The 16,703-nt window shown below is 45.6% G+C and carries 15 protein-coding genes; 11 read left to right on the top strand and 4 right to left on the bottom strand.

The features are described from left to right. Positions 1-10: 10 nt before the first annotated feature. Entirely contained in the window at positions 11-550 is a 540-nt protein-coding gene (dsbB, locus tag A3CS_RS0104730; protein ID WP_005547444.1) for a disulfide bond formation protein DsbB, read from the bottom strand. Positions 551-573: 23 nt separating this feature from the next. After that, positions 574-2,118, bottom strand: a complete 1,545-nt coding sequence (gene nhaB / locus A3CS_RS0104725; RefSeq protein ID WP_005543712.1) for a sodium/proton antiporter NhaB — start codon at positions 2,116-2,118, stop codon at positions 574-576. 194 nt (positions 2,119-2,312) lie between these two features. On the opposite strand from nhaB, the gene fadR reads away from it, so the two are divergent. Continuing rightward, positions 2,313-3,044, top strand: coding sequence for a fatty acid metabolism transcriptional regulator FadR (fadR, locus tag A3CS_RS0104720; protein WP_005568029.1), 732 nt, complete (start codon positions 2,313-2,315; stop codon positions 3,042-3,044). 120 nt (positions 3,045-3,164) lie between these two features. Here fadR and A3CS_RS0104715 read toward each other — a convergent pair whose 3' ends face one another. After that, complete coding sequence (locus tag A3CS_RS0104715) at positions 3,165-4,379, bottom strand: pyridoxal phosphate-dependent aminotransferase (protein ID WP_005547449.1); 1,215 nt, start codon at positions 4,377-4,379, stop codon at positions 3,165-3,167. Positions 4,380-4,495: 116 nt separating this feature from the next. On the opposite strand from A3CS_RS0104715, the gene A3CS_RS0104710 reads away from it, so the two are divergent. The 8 genes from A3CS_RS0104710 to A3CS_RS0104675 all read left to right on the top strand — a co-directional run bounded on the left by A3CS_RS0104710 (position 4,496) and on the right by A3CS_RS0104675 (position 13,450). Next, the gene (locus A3CS_RS0104710) at positions 4,496-5,800 is read left to right on the top strand and encodes an isochorismate synthase (RefSeq protein ID WP_005547450.1); all 1,305 of its coding nucleotides are present in this window, start codon (positions 4,496-4,498) and stop codon (positions 5,798-5,800) included. Then, positions 5,791-7,497 carry a 2-succinyl-5-enolpyruvyl-6-hydroxy-3-cyclohexene-1-carboxylic-acid synthase gene (gene menD, locus A3CS_RS0104705; protein WP_005568025.1) on the top strand — a complete coding sequence of 569 codons (1,707 nt, stop codon included), beginning with the start codon at positions 5,791-5,793 and terminating at the stop codon, positions 7,495-7,497. The genes A3CS_RS0104710 and menD overlap by 10 nt, the downstream gene beginning before the upstream one ends. 52 nt (positions 7,498-7,549) lie before the next feature. Further along, complete coding sequence (gene menH, locus A3CS_RS0104700; RefSeq protein WP_005547454.1) at positions 7,550-8,299, top strand: 2-succinyl-6-hydroxy-2,4-cyclohexadiene-1-carboxylate synthase; 750 nt, start codon at positions 7,550-7,552, stop codon at positions 8,297-8,299. A gap of 95 nt (positions 8,300-8,394) precedes the next feature. Next, positions 8,395-8,664, top strand: a complete 270-nt coding sequence (gene rpsO, locus A3CS_RS0104695) for a 30S ribosomal protein S15 (RefSeq protein WP_005540508.1) — start codon at positions 8,395-8,397, stop codon at positions 8,662-8,664. 207 nt (positions 8,665-8,871) lie between these two features. Then, positions 8,872-10,026 carry a methionine adenosyltransferase gene (gene metK / locus A3CS_RS0104690; protein ID WP_005571105.1) on the top strand — a complete coding sequence of 385 codons (1,155 nt, stop codon included), beginning with the start codon at positions 8,872-8,874 and terminating at the stop codon, positions 10,024-10,026. Between the two features lie 68 nt (positions 10,027-10,094). Next, positions 10,095-10,595 (top strand): SprT family zinc-dependent metalloprotease, encoded by a 501-nt coding sequence (locus A3CS_RS0104685; protein ID WP_005568024.1) that lies wholly within the window; start codon positions 10,095-10,097, stop codon positions 10,593-10,595. 156 nt (positions 10,596-10,751) lie between these two features. Continuing rightward, a complete protein-coding gene (locus tag A3CS_RS0104680; protein ID WP_005588266.1) occupies positions 10,752-11,993 on the top strand; it encodes an HAAAP family serine/threonine permease in 1,242 nt (413 codons plus the stop codon). Between the two features lie 92 nt (positions 11,994-12,085). Then, entirely contained in the window at positions 12,086-13,450 is a 1,365-nt protein-coding gene (locus A3CS_RS0104675) for an L-serine ammonia-lyase (protein WP_005547462.1), read from the top strand. A 180-nt stretch (positions 13,451-13,630) separates the two neighbouring features. Here the strand turns inward: A3CS_RS0104675 and ansB are convergent, their stop codons facing one another. Then, complete coding sequence (gene ansB, locus A3CS_RS0104670; protein ID WP_005547464.1) at positions 13,631-14,680, bottom strand: L-asparaginase 2; 1,050 nt, start codon at positions 14,678-14,680, stop codon at positions 13,631-13,633. Positions 14,681-14,953: 273 nt separating this feature from the next. Between ansB and A3CS_RS0104665 the strand changes: the two genes are divergently transcribed. Both A3CS_RS0104665 and pilW read left to right on the top strand, forming a co-directional pair. After that, positions 14,954-16,114, top strand: a complete 1,161-nt coding sequence (locus A3CS_RS0104665; RefSeq protein ID WP_102873378.1) for a bifunctional tRNA (adenosine(37)-C2)-methyltransferase TrmG/ribosomal RNA large subunit methyltransferase RlmN — start codon at positions 14,954-14,956, stop codon at positions 16,112-16,114. 21 nt (positions 16,115-16,135) lie between these two features. Next, positions 16,136-16,687 (top strand): type IV pilus biogenesis/stability protein PilW, encoded by a 552-nt coding sequence (pilW, locus tag A3CS_RS0104660; protein ID WP_005547469.1) that lies wholly within the window; start codon positions 16,136-16,138, stop codon positions 16,685-16,687. Positions 16,688-16,703 lie beyond the last annotated feature (16 nt).

The raw sequence follows: 16,703 nt of genomic DNA, 5'->3' as shown, positions 1-16,703 counted from the left end.
TATGGTTGAGTTAATTAAATAAACGTCTTCTTCCTCTATTATCAAGACGTTTAAATTGGCTAATTAACACTAACACCAAAACAATCAAATACACGGCAAACATAACCACAATCCACTGCGCCATGGAAAGCCCTAACCACGACCAAACCACATCGCTGCAAGAACCGGTGGGTTGGAATAATGCCGGAAACCATTTATCCAACGGCAGGGTTTGTGGAAATTCCGGCAAATAGGAACATTGATTCCAGGGTGCCGGATGCAGTTGATAATCTACGTGCTTAAGGGAAATTAATAATCCTTTCACGGTACTGAAAAACGCGATAAGCAATGCCAATAAACGGAAAACCAAAAAGCGCGGTGCAATTAATCCGACAATTCCGGCAAAAGCAATACCGAATAAGGCAACCCGTTCATAAATACACATGACGCAGGGTTGTAATTCCATGCCATATTGGAAATAAAGTGCCGTTCCTTCTAACGCCAATGCTGAAATAACCAACAACAACCAACCGGTCCGTTGCACGGAAAGTGTTTTGAAAAATTTTAGCATTGCGTTCTTCCTCCTAAAAAATGTTAAATCGGCATGATCAAGCCTAAGTTTGCCAGCCAAATAGTCATCGGCGGTAAAATATATTCCACGGCGAACAAACCCACTAACGACAACACAATAGTATAAGGCAACGCCATGTAAACCATTCTACCATAAGAGAGGTTGATTAGGGGCGCCAAAGAGGAAGTCAATAAGAATAAGAACGCAGCCTGTCCGTTTGGTGTCGCTACAGAAGGCAGGTTGGTACCGGTATTAATCGCTACCGCCAACAATTCAAATTGATGTGGCGGAATCACATTAGCAGTTAACGCATTTTTTGCTTCATTGATATAAACCGTTGCAACGAACACGTTATCGGAAATAGCGGATAACAAACCATTAAAGGCGTAGAATAAAGTTAACTGAACAGTTTCCTCTGAAGATAAAACGTAATGAATAATCGGCGCAAACAGTTTTTGGTCAATAATCACGGCAACTACGGTAAAGAACACAACCAGTAGTGCAGTAAACGGCAAAGATTCCTGGAATGCTTTACCCAATGCATGTTCGCTGGTAACACCACAAAGTGCGGTACAAAAAATAATGACACTTAAACCGATTAAACCGACAGACGCCAAGTGGAATGCTAAACCGATAATCAACCAAATCCCGACAATTGCCTGCGCGATAAGCTTCAAACGCTCCTGCTTGGTCATTTTTTTCATACTGGCTTTATCAAATTCAGATAAAACCATCCATACTTGATTTGGTAATTTCGCGCCATAACCAAAGAGATGAAACTTTTCTATTACTACGCAGGTTAGTAATCCGAATAAAAAGACCGGAATCGTCACCGGCACCATACGAAAAAAGAATTCAACAAAATTCCAACCCGACTGTTCCGCAATGATTAAATTCTGTGGTTCGCCCACCATGGTCATTACACCACCGAGCGCAGTACCTACACAGGAATGCATCATCAAATTACGCAGAAATGCCCGAAACTCCTCTAAAGTTTCACGATCTTTACCGATTTTCTCATCATTAGTAATATCGGTAGGATCGTAGAATGTACCCCCCGATGCCACTTTGTGATATACCCCATAAAACCCCATAGCCACGCTGATAATGACAGCCACTACGGTTAGCGCATCTAAGAAGGCAGATAAAAACGCGGCACTAAAACAGAAAGATAAAGAAAGCACCAATTTGGAATGAATATTAAGAAGAAGCTTAGTAAACACGAAAAGCAACAATTGTTTCATGAAGTAAATTCCTGCCACCATAAACATCAAGAGCAAAATCACTTCAAAATTTGCCAGCACTTCTGCTTTAATGTGGGCAGGATTTGTCATTCCTATAAATACCGCTTCAATGGCAAGTAACCCGCCGGGCTGTAACGGATAACATTTTAGCGCCATAGCTAGGGTGAAAATGAATTCAATGACTAATAACCACCCCGCCCAAAAAGGTGAAATAGCAAATAAGACGGGATTAATGACAAGAAATGCGACGATCGCTATTTTATACCAGCCCGGGCTAGAACCAAGAAAGTTTTTAAAAAATGCCTGTGTATAATTACTATCCATAAAGTTGACCTTAATTTCTTAATTAACAATATATTAACCTAATACCGTTCAAGGTAGTTCAGCGCTAAACTGTGTCAAAAATAGCAGATGATGTCAACGAATTTAAAAAATAATTATCTAATTGTAATGTATAGTCGTTTCAACGATAATAAAGCCGTTTTTTATTTGATAACTACTGATAATACCGAATTACTATGAATAACAATTCCCCCCTTCTGAAAGCACAAAGCCCGGCGGCATTAGCAGAAGAATACATTGTAAAAAGCATTTGGAATAATCATTTCCCACCCGGTTCGGATTTACCGGCAGAACGTGAATTGGCCGACAAAATCGGTGTTACCCGCACCACCCTGCGTGAAGTTTTGCAACGATTGGCACGTGATGGCTGGTTAAATATCCAACATGGCAAACCCACCAAAGTTAATGATATTTGGGAAACCTCAGGTTTAAACATTCTGGAAACCATGATCCAACTTGACGGTTCACGCCTGCCTTCGCTGACTGCCAATATGCGTTCCGCGCGCACCGACATCTCCATGATCTACATTCCGAAAGCCTTTAAACGTGCACCCGAGCGTTCTCTGCATATCCTTCACCCGATGGACAACTTGGAAGATACCGCGGAAGACTATACAAAATTCGACTATGACGTATTTCGCAATCTGGCTTTTGCTTCCGATAATCCCGTTTACGGATTGATTTTGAACAGCTTTAAAAGTTTATATACCAGAATCGGTTTATTCTATTTTCAAAGCGCCGAAGCACGAGAATTAGCAAGACGGTTTTACTTCAACCTAAGGGATATTTGCCAGCGCCAAAGCATCGAAGAAGTCGCTCCTTGCATTTTACAATACGGCAAAGAAAGCAGCGCACAATGGACGAAAATGCAGGAGTTTTTACCGAAAGATTTCAGCGAGTATACATAAAAGTGCGGTAGTTTTTTTCGGTGTTTTTTCTTTATCATGCTGAAAAACACTGATAAAAACCACCGCACTTTTCAAGTTCAAAAGAAACCCCGAATTATCCTGGTTCCTGTTTGATGGTTCTTATTGATGATAATGAGACAAGAATCCGGCGAATTTGTCCAATGCCTCTTCAATTTGATGCACATACGGCAATGTAACAATACGGAAGTGATCCGGTGAATGCCAGTTAAAGCCGCGCCCGTGTACCAACAACACTTTTTCCTGCGCCAATAAATCGAACACCATTTTTTCATCGTCATACATATTGAATTTTTTGATGTCGATTTTCGGGAACATATACAACGCGCCCATCGGTTTGGTACAGCTGATGCCCGGAATCTGATTAATTAATTCGTAGGCTTTATTCCGTTGTTCCAACAAACGCCCGCCCGGCAGGATAAATTCGTTAATGCTTTGGTAGCCGCCCAAGGCGGTTTGAATGGCGTGCTGCATCGGCACATTGGCGCACAAACGCATAGACGCCAGCATATCCAAACCTTCAATGTAACCTCTGGCGTGTTTTTTCGGTCCGTTCAAAATCATCCAACCTTGACGGAAACCGGCAACCCGATAGGCTTTTGACAACCCGTTCAACGTCACCGTTAATAAATCCGGCGCCAAGGCGGCGATATGATGATGCACTGCGCCGTCGTATAAAATTTTGTCGTAAATTTCATCGGCAAAGATAATCAGGTTATGCTGACGCGCCACGTCCACAATGTCCAATAACAAGTCTTTGCTGTACACTGCTCCCGTCGGGTTGTTCGGGTTGATAATCACAATGGCTTTGGTACGCGAAGTAATTTTGCTTTTAATGTCTTCCACATCGGGGGACCAATCCGCCTGTTCATCACACAAATAATGCACCGCTTTGCCGCCCGCCAAGGTCGCCGCCGCCGTCCATAACGGATAATCCGGCATCGGGATCAACACTTCATCACCGTCATTCAGCAACGCCTGCATTGCCATAGTAATCAACTCAGACACACCGTTGCCGATATACACATCGTTTACCGTTACGTTACGAATATCTTTCGATTGATAATATTGCACAATGGCTTTACGCGCCGAATAAAGCCCCTTGGAATCGCAATACCCTTGCGCCGACGGCAAATTACGCAACACATCCACCAAAATCTCATCAGGCGCTTCGAAACCGAACGGCGCGGGGTTGCCGATATTCAATTTTAAAATTTTATGCCCTTCTTCTTCGAGACGCAGTGCCTCTTTATGCACAGGCCCGCGAATATCATAACAAACGTGCTCTAATTTATCGGATTTCGGAAAGCGTTCCATAGTTTCGACCTTAGTGATTAAGAAATGAAATATTTTGTGAAAAATTCCCGCAAAGTGCGGTAGAATTACGGTTTATTTTTAACTTATTTTCCTAGTAAAGACAATGCTTTTTCAAAATGGATAGTTTGCAATCAATAAAAGCGCAGTTAATCAGCCAAATTCATCAATTAGAATCAGAACAACATGCTATTTCGGTTTGCTCGGCGCAGGTCGAAGGCAGCGTTAATTTACTTGCCTGGCTAAAAGCGCAGCCACACTATCCGCAGTGCTATTTCAAATTACAACAAGGCGAATCGGCTTTTGCCGCCATCGGCGAAGTGCGCGCCTTTGATCAATTGATTGCCGCCCAACATTTTATTGAACACGCTGATTTGTCTTTATTCGGCGGCATGACCTTTAACGGCGACACCTATTTTTTCCTGCCGCAACTGCTGTTGGAACAAACGCAATATCGGCTTACGGTGAAAGTGTTTATCGATCACGCCGATTTCAAAGAAAGCAAGCAGCAGGCACTGACGTTCTTAAAAACGCTGGAAAAAACCACCGCACTTTTGGATGTGCAAAGTAAAGCGACCTTATCCCACCGACAAGCCGACCAAGCCCGCTGGCAACATTGGGTAGAACAGGCGTTAGCGCAAATCAGAAGCGGCTATGTGGACAAACTGGTGCTGGCGAATGAAACCACATTTCATCTTAACGCGCCATTAAATGCACAGGATTTTCTCGCCAAAAGCGAAGCCCATAATCACGGTTGTTATCATTTTCTATTGGCGAAAAGCCCTTCTTCCGTTTTTCTTGGCTCTACGCCGGAACGCCTATACGCACGCCATCAGCGCCGGCTCACTACCGAAGCCTTGGCAGGCACGGCATTGGTGAGCGACGACCCCGCAGAAAACCGCCAACAGGCGCAATGGCTCTTGCGGGATAGGAAAAATATTCATGAAAATCAGCTGGTTGCCGAAGGCATTTGCGCCAATCTAAGCGCCTTTGCCAAACAGATTCAGCTCGGTGAGATCGGTTTGAAGCCGCTGCGTCGGGTTCAACATTTACGCCGCGAAATCACCGCACTTTTAACGGAAAACTGCACTGATCTGGATTGTTTAAAAGCCATTCATCCCACTGCTGCCGTTGCCGGTTTGCCACAACAAAGCGCCAAAACCTTATTGGCACAAATTGAAAATTACGATCGGAGCTGGTATGCAGGCACGTTGGGATTTTTTAATCGGGGGCGAGCCGAATTTTGCGTAACCATTCGTTCCGCCTTTATTGAAGCGGACAAAATTCGCGTTTTTGCCGGTGCCGGTATTGTTGAAGGGTCTGTTCCCTTGCTAGAATGGCAGGAAATCGAACGTAAAGCCGCCGGTTTAATCTCATTGTTACAAATAACGGAATCTAAAAACGGAGAGAAAAAATGTCAGTAAGCGTATTTAATCGTTGTTGGTCGAAAGTGATCTTGGAAACCCTTGTGCGTCAAGGCGTGTCCCACTTTTGTATCGCGCCCGGTTCGCGTTCGACCCCGCTGACATTGGAAGCCGTCCGTTTACAAAACGCCAACCGCGCCCTTTGCCACACGCACTTCGACGAACGCGGCTTGGGATTTTTTGCTCTTGGTGTGGCGAAAGCCACCAAAAAACCCGTCGCCGTTATTGTCACCTCCGGCACGGCTGGTGCGAATTTATACCCGGCGATCATCGAAGCGCGCCAAAGCCATGTAAACCTCATCGTGCTCACCGCCGATCGCCCGCCGGAATTATGGGAATGCGGCGCCAATCAAGCGATTTTACAAGAAAATATGTTTGCCGATTACCCACTGGCAAGCCTGAATTTACCACGCCCAAGCCAGGATTATGCGGCAAGCTGGTTCATTTCCAAAATCGAACAGGCTTGTCATCAACAGGCGGAAGAAGGCGGCGTCATTCACATTAACGTACCGTTCTCCGAACCGTTATATGACGCCAATGTGGAAGAAATTGACGTTCATCCGTGGCTGGCACAGGTTCAGTGCTGGTTAAGCCAAAATAAAAGTTGGACGACTTATCCCGCCTTGCACCAAGAAGTGATCATTCACGAGAATTGGGATCATTGGCGCACCAAACGCGGTGTTGTCGTGGCGGGCAGAATGCCGGCGGAACAAGCCATGGGTATCGCCGCCTGGGCAAATACCATGGGCTGGGTGTTGTTGACCGACATTCAATCGGGCGTGGAAGCATCACTGCCTTATGCCGACATTTGGCTTGCCAATCAAACGGTAAAACAAAAAATGTTGCAAGCGGATATTGTCATTCAACTTGGCAGCCGTTTTATCAGTAAACGCATTAATCAATTTTTAGCGGAATTTAAAAACGAATATTGGATTGTGGATGAAAACCCGCAAGCCGTGGATCCGTATCATCACTCCCATACCCGTTTTGTTGCCAAAATTCACCATTGGTTACGTGCCCACCCGCCGTTAAGACAAAAACCTTGGCTGTTGGAAGCGTTGGCACTGTCCAAATTCTGCGCCACATTCATTGAGCAACAAGTGGGCGGCAATTTGAACGAAGCCTCTTTAGCTCACCACATTGAACGCCTGCTGCCGAACAACGGCGCACTTTTCCTAGGCAACAGTTTATTTGTGCGCTTGGTGGACGCACTGACCAAATTGCCGGAAGGCTATCCGATTTACACCAATCGCGGCGCCAGCGGCATCGACGGTTTACTTGCCACCGTCGCCGGCATCGGTATCGGTTCCAATCAGCCGGTGGTCGCGTTAGTGGGCGACACGTCCGCGCTGTATGATTTAAACTCGCTGGCGTTATTCAAAAAAATCACCCAACCGACGATTCTTTTTATCATTAATAATAACGGCGGGGCGATTTTCGATATGTTGCCGGTGGATGCGGAAGTGAAAGACAAATTCTACCGTATGCCGCACCACACGGAATTTTCCCAAGTGGCGTCCATGTTCGATTTAAAATATGCGCGCCCTTACACCTGGGCGGATTTGAGTTCCGTACTGAAACAAGCCTATTCACGCCGTGAAGCCACCATCATCGAAATCAAAGTGGCGCCGAATGACGGCAGCACCGTTTATAAACGCCTAATCGAACAAATCAGCTATGCTGTCGTCGGCGAATAAATAACACCATCAAAAGCAAATTATTTCATGATAATTTGCTTTTTTAACTTCTATGAAACCGTATCTCGTCTTTTTACACGGCTTACTCGGTACGCAAGCCGACTGGCAAAAACTCACGGAAAATCTACCGCACTTTCATTGCATTGCCCTGGATTTACCGTGGCACGGCAGCGCCAAAAACCACCCTGCGAAAAATTTTGACGAAGCCTGCGCTTATGTGGCGCAACAAATCCAATCGGCAGTGGGGAATCAACCTTATTTTTTAATCGGTTACTCGCTCGGCGGACGGATTGCGCTGTATTACGCACTTCATAGCAACTGTGAAAAATACAACCTGCTGGGCTTGATTATTGAAGGCGGTAATCTTGGGCTGACCGATGAACAAGCGAAAAAAGTGCGGTGGAAAAATGATGTATTTTGGGCGCAACGTTTTCGCTATGAAACGGCGGAATCCGTACTGAACGACTGGTATCAACAGGCGGTATTTGCCCATTTGACCGAACATCAACGCAACGCCCTCATCGAAAAACGCCGAGCCAATTGCGGGGAGAATATTGCACAAATGCTGTTGGCGACCTCCCTTGCCAAACAGCCGGATTTACGTTCTGCCGTCAAAAACAGCCCTTATCCCATTTATTATTTCTGTGGCGAGCGGGATCATAAATTCAAACACATGGCACTGGAAAATCAGCTTAACTTAACCGTTATCCCTAACGCGGGACATAACGCCCATCAGGAAAATCCAACGGCATTTGCCGCGCAATTAAATGCGTTGTTAGAGGATAAATTCGTTGCTTTTTGAGCGCGCAATAGCTAGAATCTGCATTCCTTATTATCGTAGCTGAATTAGAGATCGGCTAACGATGTATCATTAACCACCTCATATCAGGAGTTATTATGTCTCTAAGTACTGAACAAAAAGCAAAAATCGTTGCTGAATATGGTCGCGATGGTAAAGATACCGGTTCTTCCGAAGTTCAAATCGCTTTATTAACCGCACAAATCAACCATTTGCAAGCACACTTTGCGGAACACAAAAAAGACCACCACGGTCGCCGCGGTTTATTACGTATGGTTTCCCGTCGTCGTAAACTTTTAGATTACTTAAAACGTACAAATCTTGAACTTTACAGCAGCTTAATCGCTCGTTTAGGTTTACGTCGCTAATCTTTTTAGGTTGTTATTTTAGTAGAAACCCTCAACGTTTGTTGGGGGTTTTCTTTTTTATACACCTCATTATTTACATCAAACTGACAAAACTCTCCCCTTTCCAAGTTGCATTTTTGAGCTAAACGCGTATTATAGCCGTCTAGATGGAAATACTTCCAAAAACGCTAACATTTACATTGAATTAACATCATTCCGGAGAACACAATGAGCCAATATTTATTTACATCCGAATCCGTTTCCGAAGGACATCCGGATAAAATCGCCGATCAGATTTCTGATGCGGTATTAGACGAAATCATCAAACAGGACCCGAAAGCCCGCGTTGCCTGCGAAACCTATGTCAAAACCGGCATGGCGTTGGTGGGCGGTGAAATCACCACTTCCGCGTGGGTGGATATTGAAAACTTGGCCCGTGAAGTAATTTGTGAGATTGGTTACACCAGCTCCGAAATGGGCTTTGACGGTCGTTCCTGCGCGGTATTAAACGCCATCGGTAAGCAATCTTCCGACATCAACCAAGGTGTAGATCGCGAAAACCCGTTGGATCAAGGCGCGGGCGACCAAGGAATCATGTTCGGGTATGCCACCAATGAAACCGATGTATTCATGCCTGCCGCCATCACCTATGCCCATCGTTTAATGGAACGCCAGGCACAAGTGCGCAAAAGCGGAAAATTAGATTGGTTGCGCCCTGATGCGAAAAGCCAATTGACCTTTAAATATGAAGACAACAACATCATCGGAATCGATGCCATGGTGCTTTCCACCCAGCATTCCGAGGCCATCAGCCCAAAAGAGTTGCATGAAGGCGTCATGGAAGAAATTATCAAACCGATTTTACCGAGCCAATGGTTATCCAAAGACACCAAATATTTCATCAACCCGACCGGTCGTTTTGTCATCGGCGGACCGATGGGCGACTGCGGTTTAACCGGTCGTAAAATCATCGTCGATACTTACGGCGGTGCGGCGCGCCATGGCGGCGGCGCATTTTCCGGTAAGGATCCGTCTAAAGTTGACCGTTCCGCCGCTTATGCCGCCCGTTATGTAGCGAAAAATATCGTCGCGGCGGGCTTGGCGGATCGCTGTGAAATCCAACTGTCTTACGCTATCGGCGTTGCCGAACCGACCTCCATCATGATCGAAACCTTCGGCACCGGTAAAGTGGCTGATGAATCATTGGTGAAATTAATACGCGAATTCTTTGATTTGCGTCCATACGGTTTAATCAAAATGTTAGATTTAATCCAACCGATTTATCGCCAAACGGCGGCTTACGGTCACTTCGGGCGTGAGCAATTCCCGTGGGAGAAAATCGATCGTGCGGCAGATTTACGTGCTGCGGCAGGATTAAAATAATACATTAAATCATTAAGTTGTGATAAAGTGCGGTTAAAAAATAACGCGTTTTTTAACCGCACTTTTATATGCAAACAGAAGAAAATTTCCGCATCCTGAAAATGCAGATTCTGCGCCGTTTACAGAGTGGTTTACAGCTGGCAGAAGCGCATTTCAACCAACCCTTTTCAATGCCGCAAATTAATTATGAATTAAAAGGCAGCAAAGCGGGGCTGGCATACCTACAGGAAAACACCATCAAATTTAACCGCACTTTATTACTGGAAAACACCGAAAGATTTATTCATCAAGTGGTGCTACACGAATTGGCGCATTTGGTGGTATATCAACACTATGGCAGAGTACAACCGCACGGCAAAGAATGGCAGTTTGTGATGACCGAGATTTTTCATCTGCCGGCTGAGGTGCGCCATCAATTTGATTTAACCTCTGTGCAAGGCAAAACCTTCACTTACCGTTGCGCCTGTCAAACCCATCAATTAAGTATTCGTCGTCATAATAAAATTCAACGTGATGGTGCAGTATATTTTTGCCGTAAATGCAAAACCCGGTTAAATTGGGTTGTTTAAATATTAACAGGTTAAATTAAAACTTGTTACAAAACTATCAAAATTATCTCTAAAAGTTATACTTCGATCACAAATCTTTTAAATTCCTTTTGCACTCCCTTCGTAACAGTACTACTATCTGCGCAAAAATAAATATAACTTATAAAAGGAGACAATATGTCAAATCAAAATGAAAAAAAATGGCGTAAATTCGATATTATTTGGATGCTTAATCTGTTTGGCACGGCGGTAGGAGCAGGTGTACTGTTTTTGCCGATTAATGCGGGTATGGGGGGATTTTGGCCGTTAATTGTGATGGCGATTTTAGTAGGACCAATGACTTATTTGGCACATCGCGGTTTATCCCGATTCGTGCTGTCGTCCGCCAAGCCGGGCAGTGATATTACCGAAGTGGTAGAGGAACATTTCGGTAAAACAGCAGGGAAATTAATCACCTTGCTGTATTTTTTTGCGATTTTTCCGATTTTGTTAATTTATGGCAATGGCATCACCAACACCGTGGACTCCTTTATCGTCCACCAGCTAGGCATGCCATCGCCGAATCGGGTGCTGCTCTCTTTTGTTCTCATCGCCACATTAATTTCCATTATGCTGATGAATGAAAAAGTGATGCTGAAAATCACCGAATTCTTGGTTTATCCGTTAGTCATCATTCTTGTCGCTTTATCGGTTTACCTGATTCCGAACTGGAACACCTCTATGCTACAGGAAATGCCGACGACTCAAGGCTTTATCATGACCTTGTGGCTCACCATTCCGGTATTGGTATTTTCTTTTAACCACTCTCCTGCCATTTCCGCCTTTTCGCAATCGCAACAACGGGAATACCAAGATCCCGTTTTGGCGGAAAAGCACGCGAGCAAAACATTGAAAGGCACGGCAACCATTTTGTTATTTTTCGTCATGTTCTTTGTGTTCAGCTGCGTATTGACTTTAACCCCGGCGGAGCTTACCGAAGCGAAAGCACAAAATATCAGTATTTTGTCTTATTTAGCCAACAAATTCGACAACCCGTATATTTCCTACCTCGGCCCGTTAGTGGCGTTTTTAGCCATTACCAGCTCCTTCTTCGGACATTATTTGGGCGCCCGTGAAGGGTTGGAAGGCTTGTACTTAAAAATGACCGACAACAAAACCATCAATCGAAAAACACTGAATTATGGCACCGCACTTTTCTTCCTCATCACCCTTTGGCTGGTGGCTATTCGCAATCCGAGCATCCTTGGTTTAATCGAATCGTTGGGCGGCCCGATTATCGCCATGATTTTGTTCATCATGCCAATGTATGCCATTCGTAACGTACCCGCCATGCGACGTTACAGAGGCAGACTCAGCAACGTATTTGTGGTTGTCATGGGGTCCATTGCGATTTCAGCGGTAGTCTATGGATTATTTTAAAATTTCGCGTAGAATGCGCTTCCTTTAAAGTTTAACCCGATGCCTCACCTTATGCGTGAGGCATTCCGATAATGAAAAATGATGAGTGAAATATGATTAGTGTTTTTGATATGTTTAAAATCGGCATCGGCCCGTCCAGCTCACACACGGTGGGTCCGATGAAGGCGGGGAAACAGTTTATTGACGATTTAATTGCGCAACATCTCTTGGAAAAAACAGAGAAAATCCAAGTGGATGTTTACGGTTCACTCTCCATGACCGGTCTTGGACACGGCACCGACATCGCCATCATCATGGGGCTGGCAGGCTATTTACCGCATAATGTGGAAATTGAACGTATCCCCGGGTTCATTGCGGAGGTAAAGAAAACCGCCAAATTGCCCCTTGCCAAAGGCAAACAGACTGCACAATTTGACCCGGCAACGGACATGATTTTTCACCAAACCTTCCTGCCGCTGCACGAAAACGGCATGACCATTACCGCATTTCATCAGGCGCAAGAATTATATAAACAAACCTATTATTCTATCGGCGGCGGGTTTATTGTAGACGAAGCCCATTTCAACCAAACCGAAAAAAATGAAATGAACGTGCCTTATCCCTACCACATTGCGGCGGATATTTTACGTAACTGTCAGGAAAGCGGGTTATCCATTTCCAGTTTAATGATGCAAAATGAACTGGCACTACATAGTGAAGAAGAATTAAAAACCCATTTGCATCAAGTGTGGCAGACCATGAAAGATTGTATCGAACACGGTTTACACACTGAAGGGGTTCTACCCGGTCCGTTAAAAGTAGCTCGTCGTGCGGCAACACTTTATCGCATGCTGAAAGCGAACAGCGAGCTTTCAATGGATCCAATGAGTGTCATCGACTGGGTAAATATGTTTGCTTTGGCGGTGAACGAAGAAAATGCTGCCGGCGGACGAGTCGTCACCGCCCCCACTAACGGTGCTTGCGGTATTGTGCCTGCGGTGCTGGCGTATTATGAGAAATTTGTCGGCACACTCACCGATGAAATCGTCGAACGCTACTTACTCGCCTGCGGCATGATCGGTTCGTTGTACAAAATGAACGCCTCCATTTCCGGTGCGGAAGTAGGCTGTCAGGGGGAAGTGGGCGTTGCCTGCTCGATGGCGGCGGCAGGACTTTCGGAAATTCTCGGCGGCAGCCCGGAACAGGTGTGCATTGCGGCGGAGATCGCCATGGAACACAACCTTGGCTTAACCTGCGACCCGGTGGGCGGGCAAGTGCAGGTGCCTTGCATCGAACGCAACGCTATCGCCTCCGTCAAAGCCATTAACGCCAGCCGCATGGCATTGCGTCGCACCACCAGCCCGCGCGTCAGTCTGGATAAGGTGATCGAAACCATGTACGAAACCGGTAAAGACATGAACGCCAAATACCGCGAAACCTCACAAGGCGGCTTAGCGATTAAAGTGGTTTGCTCGTAAAAGGTGCGGTCACAAAAAATTCCATTTTTTAAACGTTGGCTATGCCAACGGCCCCGAAGGGGTGAATAAATCACTTCAGTGATTTATGAATATTTTTCACAGTGTTTTTAAATATAACCCCATACTTACCGTATGGGGTTATATTTAAACGTAGGTTATAAAACCTCAAACGGGACGTCGTTAAAAATCATCGAAATATTGCTGAATTTCCTTCACATCTTTGGTTTTGGTTAATGCTAATTGCAACAACACGCGCGCTTTTTGCGGGTTCAACGAACCTGAGGTCACGAAGCCGTATCTGCTGTCATCCACTTCCGCATCACGGGTGGTGTAGCCCGTCGGCACGCGGGAAGAACGCACCACTGCCACGCCGTCTTTTGCCGCTTTTTCCAATAAATCCAAATTTGCCTGATTCACATTGCCATTGCCCACGCCGGCACTAATGACACCCTGATACCCCGCGCTCAATAAGGCTTGTAACGGTTCCGTCGGCATATTGGAATACGCATATACAATGCCCACTTTCGGCAAAGCGTCCAGTTTCGATACATCAAACGGCGTATTAGCAATGTGTTTGCTTTCCGGCGAACGTTCGTAATCCACTTTGCTGTTATGAATATAGCCTAACGGACCGAAGTTCGGCGCTACAAAGGTTTGCACCGCCGTGGTGCTCATTTTGGTTACATCGCGGGCACCCAGTACTTTGTCGTTCATCGCCACCAGCACACCGCGGCCGGCAGATTTTTTATTTGTCGCCACCACTACGGCATTATATAAATTTAACGGACCATCAGCGCTTTTCTCCGTCGCCGGACGCATAGCGCCCACTAATACCACCGGTTTGTCACATTTCACAGTTAAATCCAGAAAATACGCGGTTTCTTCCATAGTGTCCGTACCGTGCGTAATCACAAAGCCGTCCGTATCGGCGCATTGCCGATTAATGGTTTTGGCTAATTTTAGCCACACTTCATCGTTCATATCCTGTGAACCGATATTCACAACTTGTTCGCCTTTAATTTCCGCAAGATTTTTCATTTCCGGCACCGCTTCAATTAAGCGCTCTACCGTCAACTGCCCTGCTTTATAGGCAGAACTGACCGCCGTTTCCCCACCGCCGGCAATGGTTCCGCCGGTTGCCAAAATGGTAATGTTCGGCAAATTTGCCGCATAGGCGACGGAACAGGCTAAACTTAATACGGTGAATGCGGTTAATTTTCTTAACTTCATAATGACTCCTCTTTATTAACATTTAACGCTACCCGGATTTTACTCACAAAGTGCTCAAACAAAAGAACCAACCAGTATGATTTCCTGATATTTCAGCGGGATTTTTTCCAATTCTTCGATCCTGATCACAAAAAAGTGCGGTCATTTTTTACAGCGTTTTATTTCCACGCGTAAAATCGCTGGCTTAATGCAACCGAAATCAGTACAATCGCACCTCATTTTTATCCTGTCGTCACTTCAAAAGGAAGGACGCCAATTTCGGTTTCCGCCATAATGTGTAATAACGAGGCTCCCATGTTAGAACAAGCTGTTGCCGAACCGGCAAAAAAAGTCAATTTAATGAATTTAACCCGCGCACAAATGCGTGAATTTTTCGCTGAATTAGGCGAAAAACCGTTTCGCGCCGATCAGTTGGTGAAATGGATTTATCATTTCGGCGAAGACAATTTCGACAATATGACCAACCTGAACAAAGCGTTACGGGAAAAATTAAAAACCATGGCGGAAATCAAAGCGCCGGAAGTGGCGGTTGAGCAACGTTCCGCCGACGGCACCATTAAATGGGCGATGCAGGTGGGCGATCAGCAAGTGGAAACCGTGTATATTCCCGAAGCGGATCGCACCACCTTATGCGTTTCTTCGCAAGTGGGTTGCGCCTTGGCTTGCACCTTCTGTTCCACCGCCCAACAGGGTTTTAACCGCAATTTAACGGTGGCGGAAATTATCGGTCAGGTGTGGCGCGCCTCGAAAATTATCGGTAATTTCGGCGTCACCGGCGTGCGTCCGATTACCAACGTCGTGATGATGGGCATGGGCGAACCCTTGTTAAATGTGGCGAATGTGGTGCCGGCAATGGAAATTATGCTGGATGACTTCGCCTACGGCTTGTCCAAACGCCGCGTGACCTTATCCACCTCCGGCGTGGTACCGGCGTTGGACAATTTAAGCAAAATGATCGATGTGGCGTTGGCGATTTCCCTGCACGCGCCGAACGATGAATTGCGCGATGAAATCGTGCCGTTAAACAAGAAATACAACATTAAAACCCTGATTGATTCGGTGAACCGTTATTTGAGCGTCTCCAACGCCAATCACGGCAAAGTCACCATTGAATATGTGATGCTGGATCACATTAACGATCATGTGGAACACGCCCATCAGCTCGCCGCCGTACTGAAAAATACGCCGTGCAAAATTAACCTGATTCCGTGGAACCCGTTCCCCCAAGCGCCTTATGCGAAAAGTTCCAACACGCGAATTGACCGTTTCCAAAAAACCTTGATGGAATACGGTTTAACCGTGATTGTGCGCAAAACCCGCGGCGATGATATTGATGCCGCCTGCGGACAATTAGCCGGCGATGTGATTGACCGTACCAAACGCACCGCACAGAAAAAACACTTCGGGCAAGGCATTGCCGTTCAAATTCAATAAATCTGTCAGGAGGAAAAATAAATGATCAAATTTCAACAGCACAATCGTGCAATACCGTTTATTTTTCCGTTTTTGCTTTCCGCCTGCGTCACCCAACAAAGTGCGGTGGATTTTGACAAGCAAAAAGCCGCCAAAGCACGCGTGGAACTGGCATTAGGCTATTTACAGCAGCAAGATTCGGCACAAGCCAAGCTGAACCTGGATAAAGCCTTTTCTTACGCTCCCGATTATTATTTAGTGTCAGCGGCATTTGCCTATTTCTATCAACAACAGGGCGACATTGAACAAGCCCGTACCGCCTATTTAAACGCGATAAAATTAGATGATAAACAAGGGGATGTGTTCAATAATTACGGTGCATTTCTTTGTGCGCAAGGGGAATTCGACAGTGCCTATGTACAATTTGAACGCGCCTTAAAAAGCTCGAATTATTACCATCAGGCGGACACTTATGAAAACTTGGCGTTATGTGCTTTATCCGCCAAAAATCAGGCGATTTATCGGCAAAATCTCGCATTATTGACGAAAATCTCTCCGAAACGGGCGGCAAAATTACCACAAGGGATAAAATAACCTTTTCCCACGGGCA

It is taken from the genome of Aggregatibacter actinomycetemcomitans DSM 8324 (genome assembly GCF_000372365.1).
In the GTDB taxonomy this organism is placed as follows: domain Bacteria; phylum Pseudomonadota; class Gammaproteobacteria; order Enterobacterales; family Pasteurellaceae; genus Aggregatibacter; species Aggregatibacter actinomycetemcomitans.
Note: the sequence above shows the minus strand (reverse complement) of the source record. Positions and strands in the feature narration are given on the sequence as shown.